The sequence below is a fragment of the Citrobacter sp. wls714 genome, assembly GCF_005281025.1.
In the GTDB taxonomy this organism is placed as follows: Bacteria; Pseudomonadota; Gammaproteobacteria; order Enterobacterales; family Enterobacteriaceae; genus Citrobacter; species Citrobacter werkmanii.
The window spans coordinates 196-18,224 of record NZ_SZWZ01000062.1 but is presented as its reverse complement, the minus strand read 5'-3'; the positions used below and the strand labels follow the sequence as shown (position 1 = coordinate 18,224).

At 54.7% G+C, this 18,029-nt stretch carries 23 protein-coding genes; 3 read left to right on the top strand and 20 right to left on the bottom strand.

Annotation, left to right across the window (positions count from 1 at the left end; all coding sequences use genetic code 11):
• The 9 genes from FDX11_RS12405 to fkpA all read right to left on the bottom strand — a co-directional run.
• On the bottom strand, window positions 1-128 hold a 128-nt coding region (locus tag FDX11_RS12405; RefSeq protein ID WP_000031651.1), incomplete at its 3' end, for a GTP-binding protein.
• Between the two features lie 69 nt (window positions 129-197).
• On the bottom strand, window positions 198-2,312 hold the full coding sequence (gene fusA / locus FDX11_RS12400) for an elongation factor G (protein WP_038634754.1): 2,115 nt from the start codon (window positions 2,310-2,312) through the stop codon (window positions 198-200).
• A gap of 96 nt (window positions 2,313-2,408) precedes the next feature.
• Window positions 2,409-2,879: a 30S ribosomal protein S7 gene (gene rpsG, locus FDX11_RS12395; RefSeq protein WP_003023657.1), complete on the bottom strand. Its 471-nt coding sequence runs from the start codon at window positions 2,877-2,879 to the stop codon at window positions 2,409-2,411.
• Between the two features lie 95 nt (window positions 2,880-2,974).
• Window positions 2,975-3,349: a 30S ribosomal protein S12 gene (rpsL, locus tag FDX11_RS12390; protein ID WP_003023654.1), complete on the bottom strand. Its 375-nt coding sequence runs from the start codon at window positions 3,347-3,349 to the stop codon at window positions 2,975-2,977.
• 125 nt (window positions 3,350-3,474) lie between these two features.
• Window positions 3,475-3,762, bottom strand: a complete 288-nt coding sequence (gene tusB, locus FDX11_RS12385) for a sulfurtransferase complex subunit TusB (RefSeq protein ID WP_038634759.1) — start codon at window positions 3,760-3,762, stop codon at window positions 3,475-3,477.
• A 7-nt stretch (window positions 3,763-3,769) separates the two neighbouring features.
• Window positions 3,770-4,129, bottom strand: a complete 360-nt coding sequence (tusC, locus tag FDX11_RS12380) for a sulfurtransferase complex subunit TusC (RefSeq protein WP_042312086.1) — start codon at window positions 4,127-4,129, stop codon at window positions 3,770-3,772.
• Window positions 4,129-4,515, bottom strand: a complete 387-nt coding sequence (gene tusD / locus FDX11_RS12375; RefSeq protein WP_042312083.1) for a sulfurtransferase complex subunit TusD — start codon at window positions 4,513-4,515, stop codon at window positions 4,129-4,131. Before tusD ends, tusC begins: the two co-directional genes overlap by 1 nt.
• Entirely contained in the window at window positions 4,515-5,237 is a 723-nt protein-coding gene (locus FDX11_RS12370; RefSeq protein ID WP_003023643.1) for a transcriptional regulator, read from the bottom strand. Before FDX11_RS12370 ends, tusD begins: the two co-directional genes overlap by 1 nt.
• Before the next feature lie 167 nt (window positions 5,238-5,404).
• Window positions 5,405-6,223, bottom strand: coding sequence for an FKBP-type peptidyl-prolyl cis-trans isomerase (fkpA, locus tag FDX11_RS12365; protein ID WP_042312080.1), 819 nt, complete (start codon window positions 6,221-6,223; stop codon window positions 5,405-5,407).
• A 232-nt stretch (window positions 6,224-6,455) separates the two neighbouring features.
• Here fkpA and FDX11_RS12360 point away from each other — a divergent pair, with 232 nt between their 5' ends.
• On the top strand, window positions 6,456-6,674 hold the full coding sequence (locus tag FDX11_RS12360; RefSeq protein WP_038634770.1) for a protein SlyX: 219 nt from the start codon (window positions 6,456-6,458) through the stop codon (window positions 6,672-6,674).
• A gap of 198 nt (window positions 6,675-6,872) precedes the next feature.
• On the opposite strand, the gene slyD is transcribed toward FDX11_RS12360, so the two are convergent.
• From slyD to kefG, 4 genes are all read right to left on the bottom strand, one after another.
• Window positions 6,873-7,478, bottom strand: coding sequence for a peptidylprolyl isomerase (gene slyD / locus FDX11_RS12355; protein ID WP_003023634.1), 606 nt, complete (start codon window positions 7,476-7,478; stop codon window positions 6,873-6,875).
• Window positions 7,479-7,572: 94 nt separating this feature from the next.
• A complete protein-coding gene (locus FDX11_RS12350) occupies window positions 7,573-7,773 on the bottom strand; it encodes a YheV family putative zinc ribbon protein (protein ID WP_016154768.1) in 201 nt (66 codons plus the stop codon).
• Between the two features lie 8 nt (window positions 7,774-7,781).
• Complete coding sequence (gene kefB, locus FDX11_RS12345; RefSeq protein WP_038634774.1) at window positions 7,782-9,587, bottom strand: glutathione-regulated potassium-efflux system protein KefB; 1,806 nt, start codon at window positions 9,585-9,587, stop codon at window positions 7,782-7,784.
• Complete coding sequence (gene kefG / locus FDX11_RS12340; protein WP_137397995.1) at window positions 9,587-10,138, bottom strand: glutathione-regulated potassium-efflux system ancillary protein KefG; 552 nt, start codon at window positions 10,136-10,138, stop codon at window positions 9,587-9,589. Before kefG ends, kefB begins: the two co-directional genes overlap by 1 nt.
• Before the next feature lie 132 nt (window positions 10,139-10,270).
• Here kefG and FDX11_RS12335 point away from each other — a divergent pair, with 132 nt between their 5' ends.
• Together FDX11_RS12335 and FDX11_RS12330 are read left to right on the top strand one after the other, a co-directional pair.
• A complete protein-coding gene (locus FDX11_RS12335; RefSeq protein ID WP_137365796.1) occupies window positions 10,271-12,172 on the top strand; it encodes an ABC transporter ATP-binding protein in 1,902 nt (633 codons plus the stop codon).
• A gap of 16 nt (window positions 12,173-12,188) precedes the next feature.
• A complete protein-coding gene (locus tag FDX11_RS12330) occupies window positions 12,189-13,121 on the top strand; it encodes a LysR family transcriptional regulator (protein WP_137397994.1) in 933 nt (310 codons plus the stop codon).
• A 93-nt stretch (window positions 13,122-13,214) separates the two neighbouring features.
• On the opposite strand, the gene mdcH is transcribed toward FDX11_RS12330, so the two are convergent.
• The 7 genes from mdcH to FDX11_RS12295 form a co-directional block, all read right to left on the bottom strand.
• Window positions 13,215-14,111: a malonate decarboxylase subunit epsilon gene (gene mdcH / locus FDX11_RS12325; protein WP_137397992.1), complete on the bottom strand. Its 897-nt coding sequence runs from the start codon at window positions 14,109-14,111 to the stop codon at window positions 13,215-13,217.
• Entirely contained in the window at window positions 14,108-14,728 is a 621-nt protein-coding gene (locus tag FDX11_RS12320) for a malonate decarboxylase holo-ACP synthase (protein ID WP_042312067.1), read from the bottom strand. Before FDX11_RS12320 ends, mdcH begins: the two co-directional genes overlap by 4 nt.
• A gap of 3 nt (window positions 14,729-14,731) precedes the next feature.
• Entirely contained in the window at window positions 14,732-15,691 is a 960-nt protein-coding gene (locus FDX11_RS12315; RefSeq protein WP_137397991.1) for an AEC family transporter, read from the bottom strand.
• 125 nt (window positions 15,692-15,816) lie between these two features.
• Window positions 15,817-16,617, bottom strand: a complete 801-nt coding sequence (gene mdcE / locus FDX11_RS12310; RefSeq protein WP_137397993.1) for a biotin-independent malonate decarboxylase subunit gamma — start codon at window positions 16,615-16,617, stop codon at window positions 15,817-15,819.
• Complete coding sequence (locus tag FDX11_RS12305; RefSeq protein ID WP_137397990.1) at window positions 16,617-17,450, bottom strand: biotin-independent malonate decarboxylase subunit beta; 834 nt, start codon at window positions 17,448-17,450, stop codon at window positions 16,617-16,619. The genes mdcE and FDX11_RS12305 overlap by 1 nt, the downstream gene beginning before the upstream one ends.
• Complete coding sequence (gene mdcC / locus FDX11_RS12300) at window positions 17,443-17,742, bottom strand: malonate decarboxylase acyl carrier protein (RefSeq protein WP_137397989.1); 300 nt, start codon at window positions 17,740-17,742, stop codon at window positions 17,443-17,445. Before mdcC ends, FDX11_RS12305 begins: the two co-directional genes overlap by 8 nt.
• Window positions 17,743-17,751: 9 nt before the next feature.
• On the bottom strand, window positions 17,752-18,029 hold a 278-nt coding region (locus FDX11_RS12295; RefSeq protein ID WP_212734564.1), incomplete at its 5' end, for a triphosphoribosyl-dephospho-CoA synthase.

Here is an 18,029-nt window from a genome sequence, read left to right as displayed (position 1 = left end):
GCACCGCCGTAGGTTTTAGCCAGTACGGTGGTGATTGCAGCGGTCAGGGTAGTTTTACCGTGGTCAACGTGGCCGATGGTGCCGACGTTAACGTGCGGTTTTGTACGTTCAAATTTTTCTTTAGACACGGCTATATTCCTTACTATAGTGCTCTCCCCTATGGAGAGAGCACGGGACTTAGGTTTTAATCCTGTGGCTTATTTACCACGGGCTTCAATAACGGCCTGAGCAACGTTGTTCGGCGCATCGTCGTACTTCAGGAACTCCATGGAGTAAGAAGCACGGCCTTTGGTCAGAGAACGCAGCTGGGTTGCATATCCGAACATTTCAGACAGCGGAACTTCAGCATGGATAACAACGCCAGTGACGTTGGATTCCTGTCCACGAAGCATACCACGACGGCGGCTCAAGTCACCGATAACGTCACCGGTGTTCTCTTCCGGAGTCTCTACTTCAACCTTCATGATAGGCTCAAGCAGAACTGGTTTCGCTTTCTTAAAGCCATCTTTGAAGGCGATAGAAGCGGCCAGTTTAAACGCCAGCTCAGAGGAGTCAACGTCATGGTAAGAACCGAAGTGCAGACGCACGCCCAGATCAACAACCGGGTAACCAGCCAGTGGGCCGGATTTCAGCTGTTCCTGGATGCCTTTATCAACGGCCGGGATGTATTCGCCAGGAATTACACCACCTTTGATGTCGTTGATGAACTCGTAGCCTTTCGGGTTTGAACCCGGCTCCAGCGGGTACATGTCGATAACAACATGACCGTACTGACCGCGACCACCAGACTGCTTGGCGTGTTTACCTTCGATATCGGTAACTTTCGCGCGAATCGCTTCGCGGTAAGCAACCTGAGGTTTACCGACGTTCGCTTCAACGTTGAATTCACGCTTCATACGGTCAACGATGATGTCGAGGTGCAGTTCACCCATACCAGCGATAATAGTCTGGTTAGATTCTTCGTCAGTCCATACGCGGAAAGACGGGTCTTCTTTAGCCAGACGCCCCAGAGCCAGACCCATTTTTTCCTGGTCAGCTTTGGTTTTCGGTTCTACCGCGATGGAGATTACCGGCTCAGGGAATTCCATACGTTCCAGAATGATCGGGTGATCCGGGTCACACAGAGTGTCACCAGTGGTCACGTCTTTCAGACCGATTGCAGCAGCGATATCGCCCGCGCGAACTTCTTTGATCTCTTCACGTTTGTTGGCGTGCATCTGAACGATACGGCCAAAACGCTCACGTGCAGTTTTCACGGAGTTCAGGATGGTGTCACCGGAGTTAACCACACCAGAGTACACACGGAAGAAGGTCAGGTTACCCACGAACGGGTCAGTAGCGATTTTGAATGCCAGAGCAGCAAACGGCTCATCATCGCTAGCGTGACGCTCAGCCGGAGTATCTTTACCGTCGTCCAGAATACCGTTGATCGCAGGTACGTCGACTGGGGATGGCAGGTAATCAATTACCGCATCCAGCATCGCCTGAACACCTTTGTTCTTAAACGCAGAACCACAGGTTACCAGGATGATTTCGTTGTTCAGAACACGCTGACGCAGAGCTTTTTTGATCTCTTCTTCAGTCAGTTCTTCACCACCCAGGTATTTCTCCATCAGCTCTTCTGAAGCTTCTGCAGCGGACTCGATCAGGTTCTGGTGCCATTCGTCAGCCAGTTCCTGCATGTCAGCCGGGATATCTTCATAAGTGAAGGTTACGCCTGCATCTTCTTCGTTCCAGTTGATGGCTTTCATTTTCACCAGGTCAACAACACCGGTGAACGCTTCTTCAGCGCCAATCGCCAGCTGCAGCGGAACAGGGTTCGCGCCCAGACGGGTTTTGATCTGACCAACAACTTTCAGGAAGTTCGCACCCATACGGTCCATTTTGTTAACGAACGCAATGCGCGGAACTTTATATTTGTTTGCCTGACGCCATACGGTTTCAGACTGAGGCTGAACACCACCAACTGCGCAGTAAACCATTACTGCACCATCAAGCACACGCATGGAACGTTCTACTTCGATAGTGAAGTCAACGTGCCCCGGGGTGTCGATGATGTTTACGCGATGCGGTTCATACTGCTTAGCCATACCAGACCAGAATGCAGTAGTCGCTGCGGAGGTGATAGTAATACCACGCTCCTGCTCCTGCTCCATCCAGTCCATGGTGGCAGCGCCGTCATGAACTTCACCGATTTTATGGTTTACACCGGTGTAGAACAGAATACGTTCGGTAGTAGTGGTTTTACCGGCGTCGATGTGCGCACTGATACCGATGTTACGGTAGCGCGCGATGGGTGTTGTACGAGCCATTTGATTCCTCGTTTATCTTTTAGGCGTTCAATTTAAGTAGCCCAAAGCGGGCTGCTTACTAGAAGCGCCCGCCTGGTGACTAAAACTCCGAAGGGATTACCAACGGTAGTGTGCGAACGCCTTGTTGGCTTCTGCCATACGGTGAACGTCTTCACGTTTCTTAACTGCAGTACCTTTGTTTTCTGCAGCATCAGAAAGTTCGTTCGCCAGGCGCAGAGCCATGGATTTATCACCGCGTTTACGAGCAGCTTCAACGATCCAACGCATTGCCAGGGCATTACGACGGACCGGACGGACTTCAACTGGTACCTGATAAGTAGAACCACCAACGCGGCGAGACTTAACTTCGACAGTCGGGCGCACGTTTTCGAGAGCTACTTCGAAAGCTTCCAGTTCGTTTTTACCAGAACGCTGAGCCAGGGTCTCCAGCGCGCTGTATACGATAGTTTCGGCAGTAGATTTTTTACCATCTACCATCAGGATATTTACAAATTTAGCCAGCAGTTCTGATCCGAACTTCGGATCCGGCAGAATTTTACGCTGACCAATGACGCGACGACGTGGCATGGAAATACTCCGTTGTTAATTCAGGATTGTCCAAAACTCTAAGAGTTTAGTTTGACATTAATATAAAACGTTTGGCCTTACTTAACGGAGAACCATTAAGCCTTAGGACGTTTCACGCCATACTTGGAACGTGATTGCTTACGGTCTTTAACGCCGGAGCAGTCAAGCGCACCACGAACGGTGTGGTAACGAACACCCGGGAGGTCTTTTACACGACCGCCACGGATCAGGATCACGGAGTGCTCCTGCAGGTTGTGACCTTCACCACCGATGTAGGAAGTCACTTCAAAACCGTTAGTCAAACGAACACGGCAAACTTTACGCAGTGCGGAGTTCGGTTTTTTAGGGGTGGTAGTATATACACGAGTACATACGCCACGTTTCTGCGGGCATGCTTCCAGCGCAGGCACGTTGCTTTTTGCAACTTTGCGTGCACGTGGTTTGCGTACCAGCTGGTTAACTGTTGCCATTAAATAGCTCCTGGTTTTAGCTTTTGCTTCGTAAACACGTAATAAAACGACCTCATACAATATGAGGACGCAGAATTTTAGGTCGGTGTCGAAAAGGTGTCAAGAAATATACAACGATCCCGCAATTACCAGGACATCTGGTTGGGATGCTTCACCGTAAGTCTGACGAAGTCAGTATAGCTAACCCTGACGACACTGTCTGAAATTTGACCATCTAACCCGCGAGCTTTAATGTCTTCTTCCAGCACAGAGACCTTAATGGAGGCGTTTTGCAGACTTTCAAGGAAACGGCTTCCTTCTATTGCCGCCGTCACGCCATCCTGGAGCAATAAAAGTTCATCGTCTTTTTCAATCAGGCGAAGAAGAGAGGAGAAATCGGTAAGCCACGCGGAGCGGTGTAGTGTGTGCAGCATGAGAGTCTCAAAACCTTAAAATGACGTCATAGTTGCCTAGCTCACGGCGTAAATCTTCAGGTTCCAGCGCCGTGGCATCAACCACAAAATTAACACCCTGCTGAAGCCCCCGCTCACGTAATGAGGCGGCGCAAAGCCAACATTGATCGATATCGTACAACCCCAACAGCTTGAACGTTGCGATATAGTCTCGTGCCAGAACGACGTCCGGTTGTTGACCCTGGAGGATCTGGAAGACGCCATCGCCGATAAAAAACACGCCGAGATCTTCCGTGAGCGCAGATGTCGCCAGTAATGCATCTAACCCTTCACGGCCGGATGCGCTGCCGTGCGGCACGGTAGAAAAGACAAAAGCAACACGTTTCATTAAAACTGCACCACGCGATCGCAGGTCAAGGACGCCTCAGCCAGCGAACCCAGCCCGCTGAGATTAAAACCTGATTGTAAATTAGCACCTGCCAGTCCAAGCCGCTTTGCTTCAGCCTCATCAACAACACCACGACGCAACGCCGCTGCAACGCAGATATTCAGCGTCACGCCATATTGTTGATTCAGCTGTTGCCAGGCCCGTACCAGATCATACTCATCGCTGGCGGGCGAAGTCAGGAAGTTAGCGTTATACACACCTTCACGATAGAAAAAGACGCTGCATAACTCATGCCCTTCTTTAAGTAGCGCGTGGGCAAATTGCAACGCGCTACTCGCCTGCTGTGTGCCATAAGCAGGTCCCGTCACCATGATGGTAAAGCGCATTACTTGTCTTGCCCCTGGAAATCGCCGCTTTTGAACTGGCGAATATAGAGGTAGACCGTGTGCTTGGAGATATTCAACCGATCGGCGACCTGGTTAATCGCATCTTTAATATCGAAGATACCTTTCTCATACAGATTCAGGACAATCTGGCGGTTTTTCGCATTATTGGAAACATTGCGATCGGCATTCACTTCTTCGATCGTGAATTCCAGCGTCTGGGTGACCAAATCTTCTACAGAAGAAGCAAAGTTCACGGCAGAACCCACTTCCGGGGTTTCCGGTGGGATAAAGGTATTCATTATCTGCGAGAATGGCACATCGAGGTTCATGTTGATGCACAGCAGACCAATCACGCGATGCTCTCGGTTACGAATGGCAATCGTCACCGACTTCATCAAGACACCGCTTTTCGCGCGCGTGAAGTAACACTTCGACACGCTGCTATCCGCACCCGTCATATCATGCAGCATACGCAATGCAAGGTCGGTTATCGGTGAGCCAATTTTACGGCCCGTGTGTTCACCGTTCGCAATGCGGATAGCCGAGCATTTCAAATCCTGCAAAGAGTGCAATACGATTTCACAATGGGAACCAATGAGCATCGCCAACCCGTCCACTACCGCTTCATAGGATTTAAGGATATCGAAGTCAGTTTGATCGAAAGGACGTTGATCCAGTAAATCTAGCTCACTGGTTTCGTTGGTTAAAAGCGACCTGGACATGAAAAAAAGCACTCCTTTTCAGGAGCCTGTCGTTATGTTGTCAGGGCAGGCTCATCACTATTATAGGGGCATCTAAAGTAATACAGCGCACAAGGCGCTTTCCAGTATTAATTATATCCTGTCGATAATAAAAAACCGCCGCCCTGTGGGCGGCGGTTACTGTTCGCTTACTTTTTGCTGCTGTCTGCAGCTTTATCGGCCGGTGCAGCATCTGGCTGCGCCTCGGCTTTCGGTGCCGGTTTGATGTCTAACAGTTCAACATCAAACACCAGCGTAGAGTTGGCCGGAATACCCGGAACGCCGGTTTTGCCGTAAGCCAGATCCGGTGGGATAACCAGCTGAATTTTACCGCCTTTCTTGATATTTTTCAGGCCTTCGGTCCAGCCAGGGATAACACCATCAAGACGGAAAGAGAGCGGCTCGCCACGGGTGTAGGAGTTGTCAAACTCTTTACCATCAATCAGCGTACCTTTGTAGTTTACAACCACGGTATCGCTGTCTTTCGGCGCTGCGCCAGTACCTTCTTTCTCTACTTTGTAGATCAAGCCAGTGGAAGAGGTTTTAACGCCTTTCTCTTTAGCAAATTTCTCACGGTAAACTTTACCTTTGGCTTCATTGTCAGCCGCGTCTTTTTCCATTTTCGCCTGAGCGGAACTCTTCACACGCGCTTCAAACGCCTGCAGAGTTTGTTCGATTTCCTGGTCGGACAGTTTGCTCTTGTCAGCAAACGCATCCTGAACGCCAGCGATCAGCTGATCTTTATCCAGTTTGATGCCCAGCTTTTCCTGCTCTTTCAGGGAGTTTTCCATATAACGACCCAGGGACGCGCCCAGCGCGTAAGCGGCTTTTTGGTCGTCATTCTTGAATGCTGCTTTGCTGTCAGCAGTAGCGGCTGGTTTCGCAGCATCAGCAGCGAAGGTGATCGGGGCATGCAGAGCAACAGCCATTGTGGTCGCCAGCAGCGTTACTTTAAACAGTGATTTCATCCATCTCTCCAGGGCCGGGGCATCTCACCCCAGGGTTATCTAACATAAAAATGTACTATAAAGCGTTGCAGAACAAATCAACATACAGGCACGCCCTATTATCACCACTTTTCAGACTCTTTTTGTTTAAATTAGTTTCGTTGCTGAAGATTGAGTGCTGTGCAAACAGGCAAAGTTAAGTAGAATTCGCCGCAGTCCGCGATCTGCCGGAGAAAAAAGAAAGAGGTGAATCATGCAGGATACAACATTGGAAACTCGCCTGGCCGAGCTGGAAAGCCGCCTGGCATTTCAGGAAATCACCATTGAAGAGCTCAACGTGACGGTAACTGCGCATGAACTGGAAATGGCCAAACTACGCGATCATTTGCGTCTGCTGACTGAGAAGCTGAAAGCCACGCAGCCGTCCCACATCGCGTCTCAGTCCGAAGAGACCCCGCCGCCACATTATTAAGACGTAAAAAAAGCGGGAATATCCCGCTTTTTTTGTGCCCGATAGCGCGAACGCTTAGCAGGCCTACTCACATATACCCAAAGGATTTCAAATCACAGCAAGGCGGCAAGCTTGAGGAAGTCCCGGGAGCATAGATAACTATGTGACCGGGATTTGAAAGCGCAGCCAACACCGCTGTGGGTTGAAAGACGAAGGGTATTAGTGGCAACCGCAGCCGCCGCCGTTACCTTTACCGCCACCGCCGCAGCAGCCTTCGCCACCGTGCTCGTGACCATGGTCGTGGCCGTGACCACCGCAGCAACCATCGTGACCGTGGTCATGATCGTGGTCGTGACCGTGCGCGCCGTGAACGTGGCCATGAGCCAGTTCTTCTTCGGTCGCTTCGCGGATAGCAACAACTTCTACGTTGAATTTCAGGTTCTGGCCAGCCAGCATGTGGTTACCGTCAACCACAACGTGGTCGTCTTCCACTTCGGTAATTTCTACCGGTACTGGACCCTGGTCAGTTTCAGCCAGGAAACGCATGCCAACCTGCAGTTCGTCAACGCCCATGAAGACGTCTTTAGGAACGCGCTGCACCAGGTTTTCGTCGTACTGACCGTACGCGTCGTTTGCGCCAACAGCAACGTCGAATTTGTCGCCAACTTCATGACCGTCCAGCGCTGTTTCCAGGCCAGAAATCAGGGAACCGTGACCATGCAGGTAGTCCAGCGGTGCACTCACCGGAGACTCATCAACCAACACACCGTCTTCTGTACGTACCTGATAGGCCAGGCTGACCACCAGGTCCTTTGCTACTTTCATGATATCTCCTGAGCATGGAAAGAATAGTGGCGCAGATTGTAGCGGAATTCTGCACCCGTGTACCCTCTAGCTTAAAAAAAGCTGCGCCATATCGCTAGTCCGGATGAAAAATCCCGATCACTTGCTCTTCTTTGCGAACATGTTCGCGCGCCTCTTTATCGGCTTCCCGCATCTGATGCCCGCACTTAACACACTCAACAATATCGATATTATTTTCGCGCCACATCGCCAGCGTATCCTGCGCCTGGCAGGACGGACATTTTGCGCCTGCAATAAAACGTTTACGAATTGCCATGATTACCTCTACTCAAATTCATCCCAGCCATCCAGCTGACGCCGCTCTTGCTGCATCTCACGTTGGAAAATTTCCTCCAGTTCACGCCGGGCTTCCCTGGCTCGCGAGATTTGTACCGTGTCTGTATGCATGGGAATCAGTTCCCGCAACATGCGCATATCGAGCCGCCGAAAATGCAGCTGAGCGCGCTGAGCCTGGTGCGGATGCATCCCCAACGTGACCAGCGTTTTACGCCCCAACTCCAGCGCACTGGAGAACGTTTCGCGGGAAAACTGCGTCACTCCGGCCTGTAATAACTCATGCGCCTCTACACGTCCGCGCGCTCGCGCAAGAATATGCAAATGCGGAAAGTATTGTTGGCAAAGCTCCACCAGTTTCATGGTGTCTTCGGGTTCATTACAGGTAATGACGATGGATTGCGCCGCCTCTGCCCCCGCAGAACGCAACAGATCCACTTGGGTGGCATCTCCGTAATAGACCTTATAGCCATATTTGCGCATCAGATTCACAGCGCTGATATCTCGCTCCAGGACGGTAATACGCATTTTATTGGCCATCAGTAAGCGACCAATAACCTGACCAAAGCGTCCAAACCCCACGACAATGACCTGCGGTTTATCATCCTCCACCCAGGGTTTTTCATCTTCTTCATCCGGGCCGTTAAACTGGCGGGAGAGCCATTTATCAATCAGCTTCATCACCAGCGGCGTGGTCATCATAGATAACGTGACGGTCACCAGCAGTAGCGCCATTTGATCGCCCTGAAACAGCCGTTGCGAGGATGCCGTTGAAAACAGCACGAAAGCGAATTCACCGCCCTGGCTTAACACGCCGGCAAACTGCATTCGTTCAGAGCTTCTCATGCCGTTCAGTCGTGCCAGCACATACAGCACCAGCATTTTTACGACCACCAGCACGATTACGCTCGCCGCTACCCACAGAATATGGGTATAGAGCACGCCGAGATTGAGCGACATCCCAACGGAGATAAAAAACAGGCCGAGCAGCAGGCCTTTAAACGGATCGATTGCCGTTTCCAGCTCATGGCGGTATTCGCTTTCCGCCAGCAGCACGCCCGCGATAAACGTTCCCAGCGCCATCGACAATCCCAGCGCATCCATAAATAGCGCAGAACCCAGTACTAGCAGCAGCGTAGCGGCGGTGAACACTTCCCGCACGCCAGAACCCGCAATGAAGCGGAAAACAGGGCGCAGCAAATAGCGTCCGCCAATCAACATGCCGGCGAAAGCCAACACCTTCATGCCCACTTTGATCCAGTCAAAATGTTCATCGGCAGACCCCGCCAGCAGGGGAACCAGCGCCAGTGCGGGGATCACTGCCAAATCCTGGAACAGCAGTACCGAAAAACCCAGTTGCCCGGATTCGCTACGGTTCATGCCTTTTTCGCGCATCAACTGTAGCGCCATAGCGGTCGATGACATCGCCAGACCAATGCCGCCGACCACTGCCGCTTGCCAGGAGAATGCGGTAAGCATCAGCAAGCCAGCAAGTACCACTGCGCTCAACATCACCTGCGCGGCACCGACGCCAAAAATTGAACGCCGCAATTGCCATAACTTGGCCGGGTTAAGTTCCAGCCCAATGATGAACATCAAAAAGACGACGCCCAGTTCGGAAAAGTGCAGAATTTCATCCACATCGCTAATGAATCCTAATCCCCACGGGCCGATAGCGATCCCCGCCAGCAAGTACCCTAATACCGGGCCAATACCCAGCCGCGATGCCAGCGGCACCGCAGCTACCGCCGCGAAGAGGAACAACACTCCCGCTGTCAATAAATCAGAGCCTTCCATCAGCGGCCTCCCACAGGAATCGGATTCACCAGCCAGTCACCGTACGCTTTAGCATGACTGTACAGCTCCTGCTTCGTTTGCCGCCTTGCCCAGTAAACAATGATTGGGCTCATCCAGTGCATGCGGCACATACCGGCCGTTAGTTCAAAAGGGCGCAGTACATCGCTCATCGGATAACGATTCAGCGCGTCATAACGGTACGCGCTCTCCGGTTCACCGGTGGTGATGACGCTTCGCCAGTACTTTCCCGCCAGTTGGTTCCCTCCGGGACCGCTGGCAAATCCGCGGCTCAGTACGCGGTCAAACCACTCCTTTAACAGCGCCGGGCAGCTATAGGTATAGAGAGGATGTTGAAAAACAATCACATCATGCTCACTCAGCAGCGCCTGCTCATGCGGAATGTCGATAAAAAAATCAGGATAGTGCGCGTAAAGATCGTGCACGGTAACATTACTGAGCTGCATGGCCGGTTTAAGCAGTACCCGGTTCGCGACCGAGTCCTGAGATTCCGGATGGGCATACAGCAGCAACACTTTCGCTGGCTGGAACATCATCCCCCTCCCGGTTTTGTCTTTTGTCTATTTTCGACGTTTTGGGCTACCATGGCGCCTCGGTGCGGCAAACGGCCCACACATTACATTATCATAATGATAAATTAACATAGTCTGAACATACGGCGCCTTATGATTGTTTTCTCATCGTTACAAATTCGTCGCGGCGTGCGCGTCTTGCTGGACAATGCCACGGCCACCATTAATCCAGGGCAGAAAGTTGGTCTGGTGGGCAAAAATGGCTGCGGTAAATCTACTCTGCTGGCATTGCTGAAAAATGAAATCAGCGCTGACGCCGGAGGATTTACCTATCCAGGAAACTGGCAGCTCGCCTGGGTTAATCAGGAAACGCCAGCATTGCCACAGCCCGCGCTGGAGTACGTGATTGACGGCGACCGCGAGTATCGTCAACTGGAAGCGCAGTTGAACGATGCCAACGAACGTAACGATGGACACGCTATTGCCACCGTCCATGGCAAGCTGGATGCCATTGACGCCTGGACCGTACGCTCACGCGCGGCAAGCCTGCTGCATGGCCTCGGCTTCTCCAATGAACAGCTTGAACGTCCGGTCAGCGATTTTTCCGGCGGCTGGCGTATGCGTCTTAACCTGGCCCAGGCGCTGATTTGCCGTTCAGACCTTCTGCTGCTTGATGAACCGACCAACCACCTCGATCTTGACGCAGTGATCTGGCTGGAAAGATGGCTGAAAAGCTATCAGGGTACGCTGATTTTGATTTCCCACGACCGCGATTTCCTCGATCCGGTAGTAGATAAAATTATTCATATCGAACAACAAACCATGTTCGAGTACACCGGCAACTACAGCGCGTTTGAAATCCAGCGCGCCACCCGCCTCGCGCAGCAACAGGCGATGTACGAAAGTCAGCAGGAGCGTGTGGCGCATCTGCAAAGCTATATCGATCGTTTCCGCGCTAAAGCAACGAAAGCAAAACAGGCGCAGAGCCGTATCAAAATGCTGGAACGCATGGAGCTAATTGCCCCTGCGCATGTCGACAACCCGTTCCACTTCAGCTTCCGTCAACCGGAAAGCCTGCCAAACCCGCTCTTGAAGATGGAGAAGGTCAGCGCCGGCTATGGCGATCGCGTCATTCTCGATTCGATCAAACTGAATCTGGTGCCGGGTTCACGCATCGGCCTGCTCGGTCGTAACGGCGCGGGTAAATCAACCCTGATTAAGCTGCTGGCGGGCGAACTGGCCCCCATCAGCGGTGAAATCGGGCTCGCCAAGGGCATTAAACTGGGTTACTTCGCACAGCATCAGCTGGAGTTTTTACGTGCCGATGAATCGCCCATCCAGCACCTGGCGCGCATGGCGCCGCAGGAGCTGGAGCAGAAACTGCGCGACTACCTCGGCGGCTTCGGCTTCCAGGGCGATAAAGTCAGCGAACAGACCGCCCGCTTCTCCGGTGGTGAAAAAGCGCGTCTGGTGCTGGCACTGATCGTCTGGCAGCGCCCGAACCTGCTGCTGCTTGATGAACCGACTAACCACCTGGATTTGGATATGCGTCAGGCGCTGACCGAAGCGCTGATCGATTTCGAAGGCGCGCTGGTCGTGGTCTCGCACGACCGTCATCTGATTCGCTCCACGACCGACGACCTCTATCTGGTGCACGACAAGAAAGTCGAGCCGTTTGACGGCGATCTGGAAGATTATCAACAGTGGCTGAGCGATGTGCAGAAACAGGAAAACCAGAGCGACGAACCGGCGAAGGAGAGCGTGAACAGCGCCCAGGCGCGTAAGGATCAGAAGCGTCGCGAAGCTGAACTCCGCACTCTGACGCAGCCGCTGCGCAAAGAGATCGCCCGTCTGGAAAAAGAGATGGAGAAACTACAGGCACAGTTGGCGCAGGCGGAAGAAAAACTCGGTGATAGCGAACTGTACGATCAAAGTCGCAAAGCCGAACTCACGGCCTGTTTGCAGCAGCAGGCGAACGCAAAATCCGGGCTGGAAGAGTGTGAAATGGCCTGGCTGGATGCGCAGGAACAGCTCGAACAGATGATGGCCGACTAACTATAGGAAGACGATGATGAATCAGCTGACGACCAACGATATTACCTTCCGCAAGCTGAGCATCTTCATGACCTTTATGGAGAAGGGCAACATCGCCCGTACCGCCGAGGCGCTGAACATCAGCGGCGTCAGCGTTCACCGGGCGTTGCACACGCTGGAAGAGAACGTTCGTTGCCCGCTGTTCGTCCATAAAGGCCGCAACCTGATTGCCCAACCGGCGGCGTGGACGCTGCTGGAGTACTGTCAGGAAGTCACGCAGTTGATGGAGCGCGGGCTGGAAGAGACGCGCAAAACGGCAGGCGTGGGCCAGGGCCGTTTACGTGTGGGCACGCTCTACTCGCTGACGCTGGAGACGGTACCGCACCTGATTATGGGCATGAAGCTGCGCCGTCCGGACCTGGAGCTGGATCTCACCATGGGATCCAACGAAGCGCTGCTGAAGATGCTGGAAGATGGCGTGCTGGACGCCATCCTCATCTCCATTTCAGAAAGCGAAATCGACCGCAACAGCCTCGAAGTGCTCCCCCTGTTCCACGACGATATCTACCTCGCCGCGCCGATGTCCGCCGCGCTGGATACCACCGCGAAGGCCGACCTGCGCCACTATCGCCATGAAAAGTTTGTCTCGCTGGCGGAAGGGTTTGCGACCTACGCCGGTTTCCAGGAAGCGTTTCATATCGCCGGGTTCGAGCCGGAGATTGTCACCCGCGTGAACGATATCTTCTCCATGCTCAGTCTGGTACAGGCAGGAGTGGGTTTCTGTTTGATGCCGGGGCGAATGAAGAAAATGTATGAGAATACCGTGAAGCTACAAAAACTGGCTGAGCCGTATCAGATGCAGCAGCTTATCGCCATCGTCTTTGCCCGCAACCGCGAGCGCGACCCAAGCCTGCTGGCGCTGGCCGCTGAAGGGCGCATGTACGCCAGAGCGCTGAACCAGAACGCCTGATTGCCGGATGGCGACGCTTCGCGTCTTACCCGGCCTACGCGTGTCGAGCCGGTTTTGTAGGCCCGATAAGCGCAGCGCCATCGGGCAATCACATCACGCACGAAGGCGTTTTGCCAGGTGCACGGCCACATCCATACCGCTGCGTTCCAGGGCGATAGACTCCCCTTCCCATGCAGCCTGACGCGTCAGGCAGGTCAGCACGCCACCGGGTGGCATTTCAATCGCCAGCCGCGCTTCACGTTCGTTAGCGGAGATAACCGCCTCCTGCCAACGCACCGTGCGCGCCATATTCATCGCCAGATCGTCGGCAATGCGTTCCGGCTGCCACAGCACGCGCCCGGTACTGCCGCTCAGGTAGGCGTAGCGTGGGCGGGAAAGCATCACATGGCTGAACGCCTCAACCAACTTTTGCGCGGGCTCGGCCAGCAGTTCACAATGCGACGGCACGCTAACCGCCAGGCGATGCGCTTTAGTTGCCCCTTTTGCCATCGCGCGTTTTGCCACTTCCGCCATCGCTTCATCGGTACCGGCAATAACAATCTGTGTTTCCGCATTCAGGTTGGCGATGTAAGTACCGCTATCAGCCACCAGCGCTTCCACCTGATTGAGCGTCAGCCCCATAATGGCCGTCAGACCGTAACCATGCGGGTACGCTTGCTCCATCAAATCACCGCGCAGCGCCACCAGCCGCAGCGCATCACTGAATTCCAGCGCACCCGCGATAACCGCTGCCGGATAAGCGCCGATCGACAGCCCGCTCACGATATCGGGCGCTACGCCACGACGTTCCAGCTCACGCGCCCAGGCAACGCCGGCAATCAGTAGAGACAGCTGAACGGCTCGGGTATGTTTCAACCCTTCAAGGCTATCCAGCGTATCCACCTCGGCCCCCAGCACTTCACGCGCCTGGGTCAGCTCCGTCCCCGGAAGGTTTTGCAGCATCCCTGGGTGCTGCGTCCCCTGCCCCGGAAAGGTAAACAGAATTTTCATGACTCCTCCCTGCCCCACGGGTCGCGGACCAACTGCGGCCCCTGTGAGGTTTTTAACAGCGCTTTTCCATCGCGCAGCCACTCATTGAGGGCAAAGCCGCCGCGCGGGGTATCCACCTGGGTATCTGCCCGGCACAGCCCGCCTGCCAGCTGCAGCTGCCACTTCTCCAGCGCCTCACGGGAGAGCGGCTGCGGCGCGCGGATCAGCAGATCCAGATCGCTTGCCGCGTGGATAACCGGGATCCCGGTCGCCAGCGCATAGCCGGTACTCCCGGTAATACCCCACGTCCACGGCCACGCCTGCTGCGCCAATAACAAAGCCACCTGAACCGGTGGCTGAGAGATAAAGGGCGAACGCAGCAGCGACAGCGGATCCACCAGCGATTCCGGCGAGCAGACGCGAACGACCGCCTCCGCTTTTACCCAACCGGCGGCGCGCTGCTCGCGTTTCATCCCGCGGACACCCACGGGAATGCGCCCCTGCGCATCAACATCACGCCGCACCACTACCGGCAGGCCGCTATGCCAGACGGTATCCACCCAGGATTCCGTGACATCTTCGAGCGCGTCGCGCGCGTTCAGCCAGATTAAGTCGTGTGGGCGTAATGTTGTGCTCATGATTTAGATTCCTGAAGTCAGCGAGATAAACAGCGGCAGCGACAGGATACACAGTACCGAGCTCAACAGCAGCACGGCTTCTGCATCCGGCGACTGCACGCCAAAGCGGTTACCGAATACCACACCGAAGAAGCCCGCGGACAGCGCAATCATCAGGATAGCGGTGATAGCCACGGAACCATGCAGACCGAAAATCAGTACGATACCCCAGGCAATAGCCGGTTGAATCAGCAGCTTGGCGATAGTTGAAGTAATAACCACGGTGTTGATCTGCAGTTTACGCGCAGAGAGGATCACACCGGTCAGGAACAGCGCGGCCGCAGTAGCAGAAAGACCCAGCGGTTTAATAGCCGCCAGCACCAGCTCCGGCATTTTAATACCAATAGCAGAAAGGATGACCCCCAGCAGCGGGCCCATGACGATAGGCTTTTTAATCGAGCGCCACATCAGCACCGGCAGCATGGAGAGTGTAGAACCGGAGTTTCCGCCTTCCGCGCGCGCTTTCTCACGCTCCAGAATCAGCAAACAGAACGGGGTCATCAGCACGGAACCGCAGGCAATGGAAACCGCAACGGACAGCGAGGTAGAAGAGGTTTCACCCAGCACGCTCCCCAGGATTGGCAGACCCAGCGCGGCGTAGTTTGGCAGCGCAACGGTCAGGGTCAGCACGGCGGCATCCTGCGGCGATTTATTGAATAGCTTGGTCGCCATAAAGTAGATAGCGGCATAGGTAATCCACATCGCCAGCGTCAGCACCACAATCAGCGGCGACTGCGCAACGATGCCGGCCCACGGTGTTTGTACCGTGGCGCTAAACAGCGCGGCGGGTAACGCAAAGTCCATCACGAAGATATTGAGCAGGGAGACATTCTTGTTGTCCACCATTTTGGCCTTCCCGGCCCAGAATCCTAGCAGCATGATGACGAAAATCGGAGCAAGAGCATGAACAATTACGTAAGTCATATTTCACCTGTAATCTTAAAAGAAGTAGCACTGACGCGATGATTGTTATTTTTCAGATGCAGCGACCCACGCGGGTGCTGTCACTGCACCCACGGAGTCGTACATCCGGCAGGTCTCTTTTTTACTTACCAGCTTGCTCGCATGCGTTCGCGTACGAGGGCAGAGCTGCGGCGATTGTCAGCGCCCAGACGGCTTTTCAGCGTCGGGTCCTGACGCGCGTCGTTGATGGCCTGTTGCAGAGTGTTTTTCACCAGCGCCAGATCGCTAGCAGAAGGCGCGTCCGGATTGCTGATATCCAGCAGATTTTCCAGCAGCCCCAGGGTGGCGTAATTGCTGATGTCATACGCCATCGGCGGAATAGTTGCCGCCAGTTTTTCCAGCGCCTCAACGGTACGCAGGGTGATGCGCGCCGCGGACTCTTTGCCCATCGCGTGAATCAGTACGCCTTTATCGTTGAAGGCGATCAGGCGGTTTGCCTGGTAGCCGTGCGCCAGAAATGCCCCGGACATCGCTTTACCGACGATAAGGCCGATCACCGGGTGGCCTGCCAGACGCGCGTTGGCATACGCCGCTGCGGCACCGGCCAGCGCCTGGTGAATGCCAAAGCCTTCTTCACGACGACCGTAGGCCTGGCTCGGCACGTCAATCACCGCCACAATCGGGCGCTTCACGGCTTTATCGGCATCGGCGGCGATGGTTTCGCTTACCACTTTCGCCAGGGTCCAGCCTTCCAGCAGGCCCACTTCGCCTTTCGCGGCTCGCGGGTAGTGGTTGTTCGCGTCCGGCACCACGGCAATAAAACGCACCGTTTCACCGTTCAGCTCACCGTCAGCGGCCTGGACGGACGGACACAGACCCTCGATACGTTTAGCGTTCGGCGCCAGGGTTTCCAGCCATAATTGGCCACGGCTCATTGCGTTACTCATCATTTCACCTCCCGGGAAAAGAGCGCATGAATCTGTTCGGTATCGACCTGTTTACGCGTGTCGAAGTTGGTCAGGCGTTCGAGATACCAGTCGTAGTTATCGGTGCGATGTTTTGCCGGAACGCCTTTCGCTAGCGCCTCGTTCATGGCGGCTTTCACCGCGTTCACACCGTCGCCGACCAGCGCTTCCACCAGCCCGCTTTGGTAGCGAATTTCGCCACCGGTCATGCTCCAGATAAACGGACGGTCGCGGGAGTCATACTCTTCAATCCCGGCTTCCTGTTCGATAACCTGCGGGCCGTTCAGGCCCAGACGCGCTTCACGGGTGACAATCAGATAGCTGCACAGCGCGGCGGCGATAGACATCCCGCCGAAGCAGCCGACGGTCCCGGCGACAATGCCGACCACCGGGGTATAACGGCGCAGGTCAACAATCGCCGCGTGAATATCGGCAATCGCCGCCAGACCGAGGTTCGCTTCTTGTAAACGCACGCCGCCGGTTTCCAGGCTCAGTACCGCCTGGGTAGGAATGCCGTTACGGTTATCTTCCGCCGCCAGCTCCAGCGCCGCTGCCATTTTGGCGCCTGATACTTCGCCCATGCTGCCGCCCTGGAACGCGCCTTCAATCGCGACCACCACCGCCGGTTTGCCGTTAATGGTGCCTTTCGCCACCACCATGCCGTCATCGGCCTGCGGGACGATGCCCTGCGCGCCGAGCCACGGCGACATCACGCCTTCAAACGGGTCGAGCAGTTCACGGTAGCTGCCTTCGTCCAGCAGCGCCTGTGCGCGCTGACGCGCTTTTAATTCGATAAAACTGCGGTCATCACGCATAGCTCACCTCTTCAAAAACCTGTTCGATACGGATGCGCGCCACGCCCGGCGTCGCGCCGAAGTCGTGGATGATCAGTTGGCCTGCCGGCAGGCTGCTGACCGTCTGCAGACGGTTAATCAGCGCTTCCCAGCGGCTGCGCCTGTTATCGACGGAAGTGGTGATATCAATGGTTAACGTCTGGCCCTGGTCGGCGGTGAATAACACCTCCATATCCCCGGAGCCCACAACGCCTGCCAGCGCTTTGCCGCTTAAGGTGCGGCTGGCCGGTACGGTTAACGTAATGTGTTCCATAACATCCTCTTAATGCTTGAAATAGGGCGATTCGATGCGATCGAGAAACAGCGTGGCGGCAAGCAAATCGGCTGCGCCGCCCGGCGAGGCGTTCAGCGCCAACATGTGGCTATCGAGCGCCGCTAAGGCCGCCTGACCTGCCGGATGGGCGCAACCACCTGCACTCAGCACGGCGCGAGCGCCGTCTTGCATGGCATCAAGCCCTTCCAGCCCCGCGCGGGACAGCACGCAGGTATCGGTCAGCGAGGTCATGATGGCCATCAGCGCATCAAGCCTGGCGTGCGTTT